Origin of the sequence: Paraburkholderia sp. SECH4 (assembly GCF_030511745.1) — a bacterium.
GTDB classification, from domain to species: domain Bacteria; phylum Pseudomonadota; class Gammaproteobacteria; order Burkholderiales; family Burkholderiaceae; genus Paraburkholderia; species Paraburkholderia madseniana.
In genome coordinates, this window is record NZ_JALOCP010000030.1 from 20,838 (window position 1) to 34,686 (window position 13,849).

11 protein-coding genes are annotated in these 13,849 nt (G+C 61.8%); 1 reads left to right on the plus strand and 10 read right to left on the minus strand.

Going from position 1 to position 13,849, the window contains the following annotated elements:
• Nucleotides 1-154 precede the first annotated feature (154 nt).
• Nucleotides 155-1,030 carry a formyltetrahydrofolate deformylase gene (gene purU, locus M0D67_RS30795; RefSeq protein WP_154560689.1) on the plus strand — a complete coding sequence of 292 codons (876 nt, stop codon included), beginning with the start codon at nt 155-157 and terminating at the stop codon, nt 1,028-1,030.
• Between the two features lie 84 nt (nt 1,031-1,114).
• Here purU and M0D67_RS30800 read toward each other — a convergent pair whose 3' ends face one another.
• The 10 genes from M0D67_RS30800 to M0D67_RS30845 all read right to left on the minus strand — a co-directional run bounded on the left by M0D67_RS30800 (nt 1,115) and on the right by M0D67_RS30845 (nt 13,637).
• Nucleotides 1,115-1,972, minus strand: a complete 858-nt coding sequence (locus M0D67_RS30800; RefSeq protein WP_154560690.1) for a glycine betaine ABC transporter substrate-binding protein — start codon at nt 1,970-1,972, stop codon at nt 1,115-1,117.
• Nucleotides 1,973-2,115: 143 nt separating this feature from the next.
• A complete protein-coding gene (locus M0D67_RS30805) occupies nt 2,116-3,381 on the minus strand; it encodes a hybrid-cluster NAD(P)-dependent oxidoreductase (RefSeq protein ID WP_154560743.1) in 1,266 nt (421 codons plus the stop codon).
• Between the two features lie 36 nt (nt 3,382-3,417).
• Nucleotides 3,418-4,728, minus strand: coding sequence for an SRPBCC family protein (locus tag M0D67_RS30810; protein ID WP_154560691.1), 1,311 nt, complete (start codon nt 4,726-4,728; stop codon nt 3,418-3,420).
• Nucleotides 4,729-4,801: 73 nt separating this feature from the next.
• On the minus strand, nt 4,802-5,593 hold the full coding sequence (locus M0D67_RS30815; RefSeq protein ID WP_154560692.1) for an electron transfer flavoprotein subunit beta/FixA family protein: 792 nt from the start codon (nt 5,591-5,593) through the stop codon (nt 4,802-4,804).
• Nucleotides 5,590-6,768 (minus strand): electron transfer flavoprotein subunit alpha/FixB family protein, encoded by a 1,179-nt coding sequence (locus M0D67_RS30820; RefSeq protein ID WP_154560693.1) that lies wholly within the window; start codon nt 6,766-6,768, stop codon nt 5,590-5,592. Before M0D67_RS30820 ends, M0D67_RS30815 begins: the two co-directional genes overlap by 4 nt.
• Nucleotides 6,769-6,772: 4 nt before the next feature.
• Nucleotides 6,773-8,686: a (Fe-S)-binding protein gene (locus M0D67_RS30825; protein ID WP_154560694.1), complete on the minus strand. Its 1,914-nt coding sequence runs from the start codon at nt 8,684-8,686 to the stop codon at nt 6,773-6,775.
• 2 nt (nt 8,687-8,688) lie between these two features.
• Nucleotides 8,689-10,752, minus strand: coding sequence for an NADH:flavin oxidoreductase (locus tag M0D67_RS30830; RefSeq protein ID WP_266240864.1), 2,064 nt, complete (start codon nt 10,750-10,752; stop codon nt 8,689-8,691).
• 40 nt (nt 10,753-10,792) lie between these two features.
• On the minus strand, nt 10,793-11,329 hold the full coding sequence (locus M0D67_RS30835) for a DUF5943 domain-containing protein (protein WP_154560696.1): 537 nt from the start codon (nt 11,327-11,329) through the stop codon (nt 10,793-10,795).
• A gap of 43 nt (nt 11,330-11,372) precedes the next feature.
• The gene (locus M0D67_RS30840) at nt 11,373-12,344 is read right to left on the minus strand and encodes a dipeptidase (protein WP_007177107.1); all 972 of its coding nucleotides are present in this window, start codon (nt 12,342-12,344) and stop codon (nt 11,373-11,375) included.
• 18 nt (nt 12,345-12,362) lie between these two features.
• The gene (locus M0D67_RS30845) at nt 12,363-13,637 is read right to left on the minus strand and encodes a serine hydroxymethyltransferase (RefSeq protein ID WP_154560697.1); all 1,275 of its coding nucleotides are present in this window, start codon (nt 13,635-13,637) and stop codon (nt 12,363-12,365) included.
• Between the last annotated feature and the right edge of the window lie 212 nt (nt 13,638-13,849).

Consider the following 13,849-nt stretch of genomic DNA (forward strand, 5'->3'; position numbering starts at 1 on the left):
CGCCGTGCGCCATCGCCCCGCACCAACCGCCCCTGACGCTCCCATTCCAGCGCGACGGCGGTTAGCTTCTATCCCCCTGTACCGCTGATTTGCTCTACTGCGATGATGCATGCCGCGTCCCGCGGCGTTGCCCTATTGCCTAAGTGGAGAGCGCATGTCCGCCGATTCCCGTCCCGATCAACTGGTTCTCACGGTCGCCTGTCCGAGCGCGGCGGGCCAGGTTGCCGCCGTCGTCGGCTTTCTCGACCGGCATCATTGCTATATCGACGAACTGACCGTTTTCGACGACGACCTCAGCGAGCACTTTTTCGTACGCTGCGTGTTTCATGGCGTCGACACCAATGAGACCCTGCACATCGCTGCACTCAGGCGCGAATTCAAATCGATCGCCGAGCGCTTTCGGATGACATGGGCGATGCATGACGTCGGCACGCGGCCGAAAGTGCTGATCATGGTGTCGAAACTCGAACACTGTCTTGCCGATCTGCTGTTCCGCTGGCGCATGGGTGAGTTGAAGATGGATATTGTCGGCATCGGCTCGAATCATCGCGATCTCGAACCGCTCGCGCAGCAGCACGGCTTGCCGTTCCATCATCTGCCGATCAGTGCCGATACGAAGCCGCAACAGGAAGCGCGCTTGCTCGAGCTGTTCGAAACGTCAGGCGCTGAATTGATGATCCTTGCGCGCTACATGCAGATTCTTTCCGGCGAAACGAGCCGTGCACTCGCGGCACGTGCGATCAACATCCACCATTCGTTTCTGCCCGGCTTCAAAGGGGCGAAGCCTTATCACCAGGCGCATACGCGCGGCGTGAAACTGATCGGCGCAACGGCGCACTTCGTCACCGACGATCTCGACGAAGGTCCCATCATCGAGCAGGTTGTGGAGCGCGTCGATCATTCATACAGCCCGGAGCGACTGCTGGCGACGGGACGCGACGTCGAATGCATCACGCTTGCGCGGGCCGTGAAGGCGTTTATCGAGCGACGGGTATTCATCAACGGTGATCGGACTGTCGTGCTGCAATAAACAGAAACGCCGCTCGAGAGCGGCGTTTTTTTGCAGGGGTTGCCGCTCAAAACAAGCGGCAATTCACTCACCTGAAATACGAAATCACTTCACCCAGCTATCCACACGATCTCCGTGCGCACTAATCCACGCATCGGCAGCAGCCGTCGGCTTCTCGCCGTTTTGCGTCGCCAGCATCACGCTGTCGATCTCGCCCGGTTTCCATTGGAACTTCTTGAGGAACGCGACGACCGTCGGCGCCTTCGTCTCTAGTCCAGGATTGACGACGCTATCCACGTGCTCCGCTTCGCCGAACACCTTCTTCGGATCGTCGAGGAATTTGAGCTTGTACTTCGCGAACATCCAGTGCGGCTTCCAGCCGGTGACGATGATCGGCTTGCTTGCCGCTTCCGAACGCGCCAGTTCCGCAGTCATCGCGCTGCCCGAGCTCGGCATCAGTTGATAGTCGAGCCCGTATGCCTTGATCGCTTCGCTGGTTTTCTGCATCACACCCGCGCCGGCATCGATACCGACAATGCGTGAGCCGAATTCCGTCTTCTTCGCCTCCAGATCGCCAACGCTCTTCACGTCAACGTTATCCGGCACGATCAGACCGATCTTTGCATCGTTGAAATTGGCACCCAGGTCGACGACTTTATCCTTGAAGTTGTTCCAGTACGCGCCATGCGTGACCGGCAGCCATGCGGACAGCGTCGCGTCGAGGTCGCCGCGCGCCACGCCTTGCCACATCACACCGGCCGCGACCGGCACGAGCTGCACCTGATAGCCGAGGCGCTTTTCGATCACGCGCGCGGCGACATTTGTGGTTGCAACGCTGTCGTCCCAACCCTCCACATAGCCGATCTTGATGGTCGGCTTGGAATCGGCCGACACACTCACGCTGCTTGCCGCCAGCGCAGCACTCAACGCGCTCAACACGAATATCTTTCTGATCAGTCTCATCACCGTTCTCCCGTTCGCCATCCAAACTACCCATTGAGCATTTAGAATCGCCAACCAGAATTGCCGGGTAGCGTTGTTTTCCGACATCCAGTTGTCCGCAGGCGACTTCGACCGCGACCGCGAGTCCGGGTCCCGCTCTTGTCTTACTTATCGACGACGAGATCGCTCAACGGCTTGCTGCAGCACAGCAGCACCATGCCCTGATCGACTTCGCGCTGACGAATCCCGCCGGCGTGTTTCATTGCGACTTCGCCGGACACCAGCTTCACCTTGCAGGTACCGCACATACCCTGCGTGCACGAGGACGGAAGCCGTATGCCGGCCTTCTTCGCCGCGTCGAGTACATGCTGGCCGCTGCCGCATTCGATCTCGCGGTTGCTTTTGGCGAAACTCACCTTGAACGTCGTTTCTATTTCCACCGGCGTGACCGGCACCTGCGCGGGTGCAAATCCAGCCGCGTGTTCACGCGCTTCGACAAAGCTCTCCGCGCTAGCTGTGGGTGCCTGCAATACATCGCCGACATGCGCAGTCGTCAATTGCGCGGCCACTTCGCTGATCGTCTCGAACGAGAAGCTTTCCTCGTGGTAATGGCTGCGATCGAAGCCGCCTTCGTCCAGGAGATGACGGACTGCCTGCATGTACGGCGCCGGACCGCAGGTGAAAATCTCGCGTTCAAGAAAATCCGGCGCGATGAGTTTAAGCAGCGGCAAGGTCAGAAAACCGGTGACGCCTGGCCAATTCGTGCGCGCACCAAGCCGCTCACAGACAAACGCCGTGCGAAAATTGGCCTGATTCGATGCAATCAGATCGAGTTCACGCGCGAAGATGATGTCGTCCGGCGTGCGGGCGCTGTGCACGAACACGATGTCGCTATCTTCGCCGAGTTCGTGATGTGCGCGACTCATCGACATCAGCGGCGTAACGCCGGAACCCGCCGACAAGAATAGAAACTTACGCGCCGGATGCCGCGCACAGGTGAACTCGCCGGACGGCCCCAGCACACGAACCTCCATACCCGCGTGCAGATTGTCGTGCAGCCAGTTCGACACCTTTCCGCCCGGCACGCGCTTCACGGTGATGGAGATGGTGTGCGGACGCGTGGGCGGCGAGGAGATCGTATAGCAGCGATTCACCGCCTCGCCGTCTATCTCCAACTCCAGCGTGATGAACTGCCCCGGCTCGAACACGAACGCCCGCTCGGACGGTGCGCGAAAGAACAAGCTCTTGACGTCGTGCGTTTCCTGACGGACCTGGCAGCACACCAGCGTCTCGTCGGTATCGCTGTTCCAACGTGCCGGCAACGTCTCCCAGAACCGCGGCCGCGTGACCCGGCTTGAAGTTCCGCGGCTTGAAGCCTCATGGTTCGGAGCCGGCTCGGGGCTGAGCTGAAGCGTCGCCTGATCGCGCATCATTATTTTCTCCCGCTCCTGGTTGCGGTATCGCGCTCAGCGCATGAAAGACACGACTTTTTCGCCGTGCGACACCGGCGTATCGCCGGCATCATGGGTTTGGGGCGCATTGCTGTACTCCGCAATACGGCCGATGTACCACTCGCAGAACTTCTCGACGAGGCCTTCGGTGAACGGCGAGTACGGACCCGGTTCGTAGGCGCTGCTGGTTGCGCCGCGTTGCGAGTACTCCACAAGCGCGCGGTCCTGGTCATTGGTGGCGCGCCACACGGCCGTGAGATTGTTCACGTCGTAATCGATGCCTTCGCGTGCATCCTTGTGGACAAGCCACTTGGTGCGCACCAGCGTTTTTCCTGCCGACAGCGGAATCACCGAAAAGCTGACGATATGGTCGCTCATGAAGTGATGCCACGAATTCGGTTGCGTCCAGAACGAGAGGCCACCGAGGTCGGCCTGCTCGAAACCGCCGAGCAACTTCTTCGAGGCCACCTTCGCGTCCATGGTCTGCGATTCGCCGTCGCGATCGAGCGGCAGGCGTTGCGTGCGGAAACCCGTCACCAGATCCGCCAGACGGTCGATTTCCGCCGACGGCAGTTTCATCGCCTCCCATTGCGCGGTACGGCGCGCCACGGTCTCTTCGAACGCGGCCATGCCTTCTTCGTTGGCGGGCGTGCGCTGATACCCAAAACCGTATTCGTAAAGCGAAATCGTCAGCTCGGGATGATTCGCGACGCAGTGGTAGCACTCGCGATTGTTCTCCATCGTGAGCTTCCAGTTGCCCTCTTCGATGATATCGATCGTCGCTGCGACCTTGCAGCCGGCGAGATCGTGCGGCAGCAGGTACGGTTCCATCGCGGCGCGCATCACGGCGAAGTCGGCGGGTGGCTCATCCGCGAGACAGATGAAGATCAGACCGGCGAGATTCTGGAGGTGCACCGCTTTCAGGCTGTGCTTGCAGCGGTCGAACTGATCGCCCATATGCTCGGCGAACATCAGATCGCCGTTCAGGTTGTAGGTCCAACTGTGATACGGGCAAACGATATTGCCGAGCGAACCCTTGTCCGTATTGCACAAACGCGCGCCACGATGGCGGCAAACGTTGTGGAACGCCCGCACCTCCATGTCGTCGTCGCGTACGATCAGAATCGAATCGTTACCGATTTCCACCGTGATGTAGTCGCCCGGTTCCGGGACATCCGGTTCCACCGCGACCTGAATCCAGTGCTTGCGGAAGATCGCCTCCATGTCGAGCGCGAAAATCTCGTCGCCCGTATAGAACGGCGCTTCCAGCGTGTGATTCTTTTTGCGGCGTTCGATCATTGCGCGAACGTCTGCCGAAACTTTCATTGTGTGCTCCGTTGCATGTCACGTCTGGCGCTGCGCCAGGCCCTCCTGGTCGCATGCTGGCCCGAACCGGAAATCAGTAATCCACAAGTTGATGCTCGCGCAAATACGCGAGGATCACTTGTGCTTTTTCGACGGAACTCCCTTCAATTACGACGCTGCCACCGCGGCTTTCGGTCGTCGTCGCCGAGAGCATGCGGGCATGACCCGAGCGCTTCTCGGCGGCGGCGAGACGCACCGGTTTGGCGGTCGCGGGACGGATTGTCCAGGCGGGTTCGTCGGGGTTGGCTGAGGCCGCGCGTCCGGACGCATCTGTCGCGACTGGACGGATCGTGCCTTCGCGCAACCTTGCATAGGCGTAGCTCGGCGCCGTGTTGGCCATCGGATGCACGGCGATCAAGGCCGGCAGCCGCACTTCGACGCGGCGGCGCAAGCCTTTCGGCATGAATTGCCGGACTTCGGCGCAGCCGTCGCGAATCGTCAGATCAACCGCTGCGCCGACCAACGGCAACTCAAGCGCACTGGCGACGCGATACGGCAGCATGCCGCTATCGAAGGCGCCTTCGGCACGGGTGCCGGTCAATACGAGGTCGTAGCCGCGTAGACGTGCGGCGAGCGGTGCTAGCGCATCGCCTCGCCATTCAGGCGTTGCCGGCACTTCCAGCACCTCGACAGTGCGCGCGCCGAGTGCCAGATATTCCTTGAGCGCCGGATTCGACGGATCGCCCGCGTGCAATACGTCGAGCGTCGCGCCGTGCGTTTTGGCGAGCGAGAGCGCTATCGTCAGCGCGGCGGCGTCGTTGCGGCTGTAGCGCGCGGTGCCGCTGACCGGGTGCCGCCCCACAGAAACCAGTACGGCGATTTTCATGCAAGCGCTCCTTCCGCAACAGCCGTTGAATTCAATAGCGCAGCCCCCGTGCCGCGTGCCGTGCGTGCAGCCGCCGCGGCTTCATTCAGCGCCGCGATGGTTTCTTGCGCGTCGGCGATGACGGTCAGATTGGCGCGTTTGGCGATTGGCGCGCTGGCGTCAAGATTCACCGCGATCACGTGCCGGCAATCCTTGATGCCCTGCAGGTGCTGAACCGCGCCGGAAATGCCGAACGCGATATAGACGCTCGCTTCGACGGTCTTGCCGGTGGCGCCAATCTGCTTGTCGCGGGTGAACTTGCCGTCGTCCACGGCGACGCGGCTTGCGCCGATCGCAGCGCCTAATGTGGCCGCGAGGCTCTCGAACGCGTGCACATCGCTGACGCCGTTGCCTGCCGAGACGATGAAATCCGCCTCTTCGAGCGCGAGCTGGGCGGCGTCGATCTCCTCGATGCCAAGATCGCGCACGATGCCTTTGGACGACGCCGGCTCGCCATCGAAACGCCACACCACTCGCTCACCCGCACCGACAAATGGCAACTTCGGATCGACCGCGTTCGGTGCGAGCAAAACGACCTCAGGAAGCGCGCGTGAGGCGAACGTCGTATTCGTCTGAATATAAGCCGCGACATGTGCTGCATCGATTTCGACGACATGTGTCGCGACGCTTGCGTTCGCGGCGGCCGCATAACGGCGGCCGAGATCGCCATCGCCAGTGGCGTTGTCGGGCAGAAAAATGTGCGCCGGCGCATAGGCCGCGACGCACGCGGCCAGTGCGTTCAGCTCGTCGAGCGGCGCGAAAACGCGGCGGTCGAACATCGGCAACTCGATCAGCTTGTCGGCACCGAGCGCGGCGGCGTCGCCGCTGAACTCACCGAATACGAGCAGTACGACTTCGGTTGTCGCGTCCGCGATCAGCGCAGCGGCGGCCAGGGTCTGGCGCGCGTGATCGTCCAGCGCGCCGCGGTCCGCGTGGGCAGCCACCAGCAGCACACGCTGCGCTGCAGCCGTCGTGCGGCGCGGTTTTGCGTGCTCGCGATGCGCCGACCCCGTCGAGCCATGCGCCACGAGTTCCGTCGAGCCGGCAACAGCCGTCATGCCAAGCGTAATGCGCCTGAGCCCATCGGCCGTAATCGTGAACGGCCGGCGCGGATCGATTCGTTTGAGATTGTTCATGGCGTTACTCCAGCGCCGCTGCAACCAGTTCGGCGACGTCCAGCACTTCCGGACGCGGGCCGACCACGCCTTCGAGCATCGCCGTGCAATTCGGGCAACCCACCGCGACGATCTCCGCGTTTATCGCGCGGGCGTCGTCGATACGGATGTCCGGAATGCGTTTTTTCCCGGGGATGTCAGTCAACGGTGCACCACCGCCGCCTCCGCAGCAACGTCCGCGCATACCATTGCGTTCCATCTCGACCACCTTGATGCCGATGGATTTCAGCAAACGGCGCGGCGCTTCCGTCTCACCGTTATAGCGGCCCAGATAGCACGGATCGTGATACGTGATCTTGCGGTCCGCGAACGCAGCGACCGCCTTCGGCGACAGCTTGCCGCTCGATACCAGTTCTTCGATCAGTGCCGTGTGATGCTGGACCTCGTAGAAACCGCCGAGTGCGCGATATTCGTTGCGCAGGCTGTGCAGTACGTGGGGATCGGCGGTAACGATCTTGCGGAACGAGTACTGCGAGAGCGTGCCGATCAGCCGTTGAGCGAGTTGCTGGAAGGTCGCTTCGTCGCCGAGACGCCGTGCCGTGTCGCCAGTATCGGTTTCGACGCCGCCGAGCACCGCGTAGTCGACCCCCGCCCGGTTCAGCACTTTGATCAGCGCCCGCAGCGTGCGCTGATAGCGCATATCGAACGCGCCTTCGCCGGCGATCAACAGCACGTCCACCTGCCGTCCCGGTTGCGCGACCTGTACTTGCAGATCGACAGCCCAGTCGTAACGCGCTCCGATGTCATAACCGTTCGAACTGCCGGTCTCGCGCAGATTGGCGAGCGTAATCGGACCTTTGCCAGGTACGCTGCCTTCAACCAACGTCTGGTTGCGGCGCATATCCACGATCGCGTCGACGTGCTCGATCAGCATCGGGCACTCCTGCACACAGGCACGGCAAGTGGTGCACGACCACAGCGTGTCCGCTTCGATCAGGCTCGATACGAGCGGCTTGCCCGGCGCGCCGCCGTGTTTGCCGATCGGAATGCCGGGCGTCGGGCTGCCGGCATAAGCTTCGTCCGTGCCACCGACCATGCCCGTGACGAGATCCTGAATCAGCTTCTTCGGATTAAGCGGCTGCCCGGCGGCAAACGCGGGGCACGCCGCTTCGCACTTGCCGCATTGCACGCAGGCGTCGAAGCTCAGCAACTGGTTCCAGCGGAACTCGACCGGCTTGCCGACGCCGTATTCCTTCGTGTCGAGCAGCGGCGCCTTCAATGCGGTCGGCGGCACGACATCGTTATCGTTGCGCTCGGCAAAACGCTCCTGACGCGGGTGAAAGGCAAGATGCAGCAGCCCGGCGAGCGCATGTTTCATCGGACCACCGCGAGCCGCTCCGAAGGTCATCGTGAACGCGCCGACTGCGATCAGCAACGCGACGATAATCGCGAAAGCACCCGACATCGCCGCAGCCGGCAACGCGATGAACAGCGCCAAACCGAGTGCGAATGATCCAAGCAGCAGCGGCAGATGATCCCAAGGCCCACGCGAGAGCCGTGCCGGAACCGCCTTCGCGCCATGCCGCCGGCGCCAGACGAACACCGCGCCGACCAGCATCACCAGCGCGGCCAGAAAGATCAGCTTGTCGAGCCACGGCGAGTAGATCGCGAGACCGTAGTTGACGAACACCAGCGCCATCGCGAGGATCGCCCCGCCCGCCGTCGCGACGTGCGTCTTCGCGATATACGGGTCTCGCGCGACCACATGGTGGAGGTCGACGAAATAGCGCTTCGGGATCGCCAGCAGATTGGTCCAGCCGTACGCGCCCGCTGGCGTGGCGCGGCCTTCGCGCCAGTAGGCAGCGCGTTTGGCGAGCGCGAACGCGAGACCCGCTACCGACAACCACAGCAGGACGGTGATGACAAACACGGGGCTCATCGTCAGAAATCCTTGCAAAGGCGCAGCGCGTCGTAGATAGCGCCGTGAATGTTATGCATGGAAATGCAGTCGCCGACGCGGAACAGCAGGAAGCGGCCGTTGCCGATTTCTTCGCTGAGCGACGGTTGCGGCTCCGACGCGAAGAGCTTGTGCACGTCCACCTGGCCGCGATTCACCGACTCGGGCTTGAGCGTCCAGTAGAGCTGGTCGTTCGGCGTGCTGCCGTTCTCGATCACCACCTGATCGACCGCGCGCTCTTCCTGCTCTTCCGTGTACTCGTTGCGGATCACGGCGATCTTCTTGCCGTCTTCCTCGTACACCTTGTCGAGCCAGTAGTTCGGCGTATGAATCACACCTTGCGCATAGAGACGCCGATAGAAAATCGGGAACGTGGTGCCGCCGACATCGTCGGCCACCTTCACGTCAGGCGTCACGATCTCGACATTCGAGCCGCGGCTCGACATGAAATCCGCTACGCCCGCGCCGGCGTGCGTGCTGACGCCGTCATAAACCAGCGCGTTCTTGCCTGGCTCAACCTTGCCCGACAGCACATCCCAAGAACTGACCGCAAGCCCTTCTTCGACGCCCCACGCCGCCACTTGCGACGTGAACGACGAACCGCCCGTGGCCAGCACGACGATGTCCGGCTTCTCCGCCATGATGGTTTTTTCGTCGGCGGCGACGCCGAGACGTCGATCGACACCGAGGCGTTTCGTTTCCATATCGAACCAGCGCACGATGCCCGCCATCTGCTCGCGCTGCGGCGCTTTCGCGGCCAGCATGATCTGACCGCCGACGTAGTCGTTCTTCTCGAACAGCACCACGTCATGACCGCGCGACTTCGCCACGCGCGCCGCTTCCAGTCCAGCCGGACCCGCACCGACCACGACCACCTTGCGCTTCGGCCCACTTGTCTTCGCGATCACGTGCGGCATGGTTTCTTCACGCGACGTCGCGGCGTTCTGCACGCACAGTACATCCAGCCCGTTGTACTGGCGGTCGATGCAATAGTTTGCGCCGACGCATTGTTTGATCTCGTCCTCGCGGCCGTCGCGGATCTTGATGACCATATGCGGATCGGCGATCTGCGCGCGCGTCATGCCGACCAGATCGACCATGCCGCTTGCGAGCAGACGTTCCGCCTGGCCCGCGTCGCGGATGCTTTGCGCATGCATCACAGGCAGCTTCACCACCGACTTGATCCCGGCCGCGAGATGCACGAACGGCTCGGGCGGCAGCGCCATCGGCGGCATGCAGTTCGCCAGCGTGTTGTGCGTATCCGCGCCGGAACCGATCACGCCGAGGTAGTCGATCAGACCGCTTTCGCTCATCGCCTGGGCGATCTCTTTCAGTTGTTCGTGATCGAGACCGTCTTCATGGAATTCATCGCCACACATGCGCAAACCGACGCAGAAATCCGCGCCTACCGCTTCGCGCACCGCCTTCAACACTTCCGTGCCAAAGCGCAGGCGGTTTTCGAGCGAGCCGCCCCATTCGTCGGTACGGAAATTCGTGCGCGGGCTCCAGAACTGATCGATCAGGTGCTGGTGGGCCGCAGAAATCTCGATGCCGTCCATGCCGGCATCTTTCACACGCTTGGCAGCCGCGGCAAAGTCCGTGATGATGCGGCGAATCTCTTCCACTTCGATGATCTTCGCATTGCCGCGGTGTACCGGCTCACGCACGCCGGATGGCGACATCAAATGCGGCCAATGCTCGCCATGAAACGCCGAGCGGCGGCCCATATGCGTGGCCTGAATCATGATCTTTGCGCCGTGCTGATGCATGGCTTCGGCGAGCCGGGCGAGCGGATCGATGATCTTGTCGGTCGAGAGATTCACCGACTTCCACCAGCCTTGCGGACTGTCGATCGACACCGGGCTCGAGCCGCCGCACACGGCGAGGCCGACGCCGCCCTTGGCCTTCTCTTCGTAGTAACGGATATAACGATCGCCGGGCAGACCGCCCGGCTCCGCATACACCTCGGCGTGCGCGGTGCTGACGATGCGGTTGCGCAAAGTCAGTTTGTTCAGCGTGAGAGGCTTGAAAAGGTTCGGGTAACGCATCGCGATCGACCTCGGAATGAATAGGCTGTGTGCGTTGTTGTTACGACGCGAGCGGCGACACTTCGAACACGCAGTGATCGTGGCCTTCGGCCGCGCAGCGCGCTTCCTTCGAATGGGACGGCGGACCCTTGCGCTGTCCATCCGGCGCGGTGTCGTTGACCCAGTCCATCGCGCCCGCGAACCAGCCGGCGAACATGTAGCAAAGCTTGCCTTCCTTGCCCGGCTGCGCAAGCACGAACGACGAGTGGTGCAATTCAATGCGGGCGCGCGAGCTGGACGGATCGGCTTCCGTAATCGTGAAGAGGCCCCAACCGCGTTGCGACAGGCGGTTCAGGTAATGCTCGAACACCGCCATACCCGCAATACCGTGCTGTTTCGCTTCCTTGTCGCACCAGAAATACGCGGACTTGTAGCCGGCCTTGTAGAGAATCTCGGCATACGTGTCGATGCCGAGCGCTTCCTCGACAGCCGTGTGGTTATTCGTGAAGAAGTGGCGCGGCACGTAAAGCATCGGCAGCGCGTCGGTGGTCCAGACGCCGGTGTTCGGATCGACGTCGATAGGCAGTTGGGGTTGCATGTGGGGCTCCGTTTTTATAGGTTCAGGTTCTGTGAATGGCGAATCAGACCTTCCAGACTTCGCCGAACACGCGCACCCAGTTTTCACCCATGATCTTCTTGATGCGCGTCTCGCTCCAGCCTGCGCGTTCCATCGCGGCCGTCAGGTTCGGAAACTCGCCGATCGTGCGAATGCCTTCCGGATTCACCACTTTGCCGAAGTTCGTCAACTGGCGATAACGGCCCTTGTCGTGCGTGATCCAGTCGAAGAACTCAGTGCTATAGCCTTGCGTGAAGTCCGTACCAATGCCGACCTGGTCTTCGCCGATCAGGTTCACCACGTATTCGATTGCTTCGATATAGTCTTCGACGGTCGCGTCCGGGCCGCGCTTCAGGAACGGCGCAAACATCGTCACACCAACGAAACCGCCTGCATCGGCGATCTCTTTGAGTTGCTCGTCGCTCTTGTTGCGCGGATGCTCTTTCAGGCCCGACGGGCAGCAATGCGAGTAGCACACCGGCTTGTTCGAGGCCGCGATCGCTTCGGACGACGTCTTGCCGCCCACATGCGAGAGGTCGACCATGATGCCGACGCGATTCATCTCCTGAATCACTTCACGGCCATAGCCCGACAGACCGCCGTCGCGTTCATAGCAGCCCGTGCCGACCAGATTCTGCGTGTTGTAGCAAAGCTGGACCACGTTCACGCCGAGGTCCTTGAAGGCCTCGATATAGCCGAGGTTGTCTTCGAACGCATGCGCGTTCTGGAAACCAAAAATGATGCCGGTCTTGTTCTCTTTCTTCGCACGCAAGATGTCGTCGGTGGTGCGCACGAGGGTCAGGATCTCGCCGTATTCGCGGATCTGCTGCTTCATCTCGGCGATGTTGTCGACGGTTTTCTGGAAGCTTTCCCAGACCGACACTGTGCAGTTCACTGCGGTTACGCCGCCCTTGCGCATGTCCTCGAACACCGAACGCTCGAACTTCGAAATGTTCAGGCCGTCGATGATGATGCTGTTGTCGTGCAGAGTGCTCATCGTTTGCTCCAGGCGTGCTTAGTAGATGGGAAAGCGTTCGCACAGCGCGAAAATCTCGCGGCGCACGCGTTGTTCTGTTGCGGCATGGCCTTCCGGGTGATCACGCAGCGCGTCGAGCACCTCGACGATCAGCCGCCCGACTTCGCGGAACTCACTCACGCCAAAGCCGCGCGTCGTGCCCGCCGGGGTGCCGAGGCGAACGCCGGAAGTGACAGTCGGCTTCTCGGTGTCGAAAGGAATGCCGTTCTTATTGCAGGTGATGCCTGCGCGTTCCAGCGCCTGTTCGACCTGATTGCCTTTGAGGCCCTTCGGGCGCAGATCGACCAGCAGCAGATGGTTGTCCGTGCCGCCCGTGACCAGATCGACGCCACCCGCCTTCAACACTTCGCCGAGTGCCTGCGCATTCGCGAGCACGTTATCGATGTAGGTTTTGAAACCCGGTTGCAGCGCCTCGCCGAACGCCACCGCCTTGCCGGCGATCACATGCATCAGCGGGCCACCCTGCAAGCCCGGGAACACGGCAGAGTTGATCTTCTTGGCGATGTCTTCGTCATTCGTCAGAACAAAGCCGCCGCGCGGCCCGCGCAACGTCTTGTGCGTGGTCGACGTGACGACATGCGCGTGCTCGACCGGATTCTGGTGGCGGCCGGCCGCGATAATCCCGGCGATGTGCGCCATATCCACCATCAGCTTCGCGCCCACGCCATCGGCGATCGCGCGCAACCGTGCGAAATCCAATGCGCGCGGATAAGCCGAAAAGCCCGCGATCAGCAGCGCCGGTTTGTGCTGCTGCGCGAGTTCCTCGATCTGCTCGTAATCGATCAGCATCGTGTCGCGATTCACGCCGTATTGGACCGCGTTGAACCACTTACCCGACATTGCCGGCTTGGCGCCGTGGGTCAGGTGGCCGCCCGCGTCGAGCGACATGCCGAGCACCGTGTCGCCCGGCTTCACCAAGGCGAGCATCACGGCGCCGTTGGCCTGCGCGCCGGAATGCGGCTGCACGTTGGCGAATTTCGCGTTGAAAATCTGCTTGATGCGATCGAGCGCCAGCGTTTCGACCACGTCGGCGTATTCGCACCCGCCGTAATAGCGCTTGCCCGGATATCCTTCCGCGTATTTGTTGGTCAGCACCGAGCCCTGCGCTTCGAGCACCGCGCGCGACACGATGTTTTCCGACGCGATCAATTCGACTTGCGACTGCTGGCGCTCCAGCTCTTTCAAAATGGCGCCGCGCACCGCCGCGTCACGCGTGGCCAGCGATTCTTCGAAGAAAGGATTCGGGTTCGACATGGAAAGTCCGTGGGGTGGTTGGCGAAGGACCGGAAGCGGCTGTGAAGCCTGGCTATGAAGCGGGCTGCTGATCGGGCTGTGAAGCCCTGCTGCCACCGGTCTGCATTGGGTCTATTCTTGACTCTCGCCCCGCGCGCCAATTTACGAATTCAGACGCGTTCTTTGCCTTTTCCGCCATGAGCGACCTTTTTCGACAAGTCACGATGGCAGGT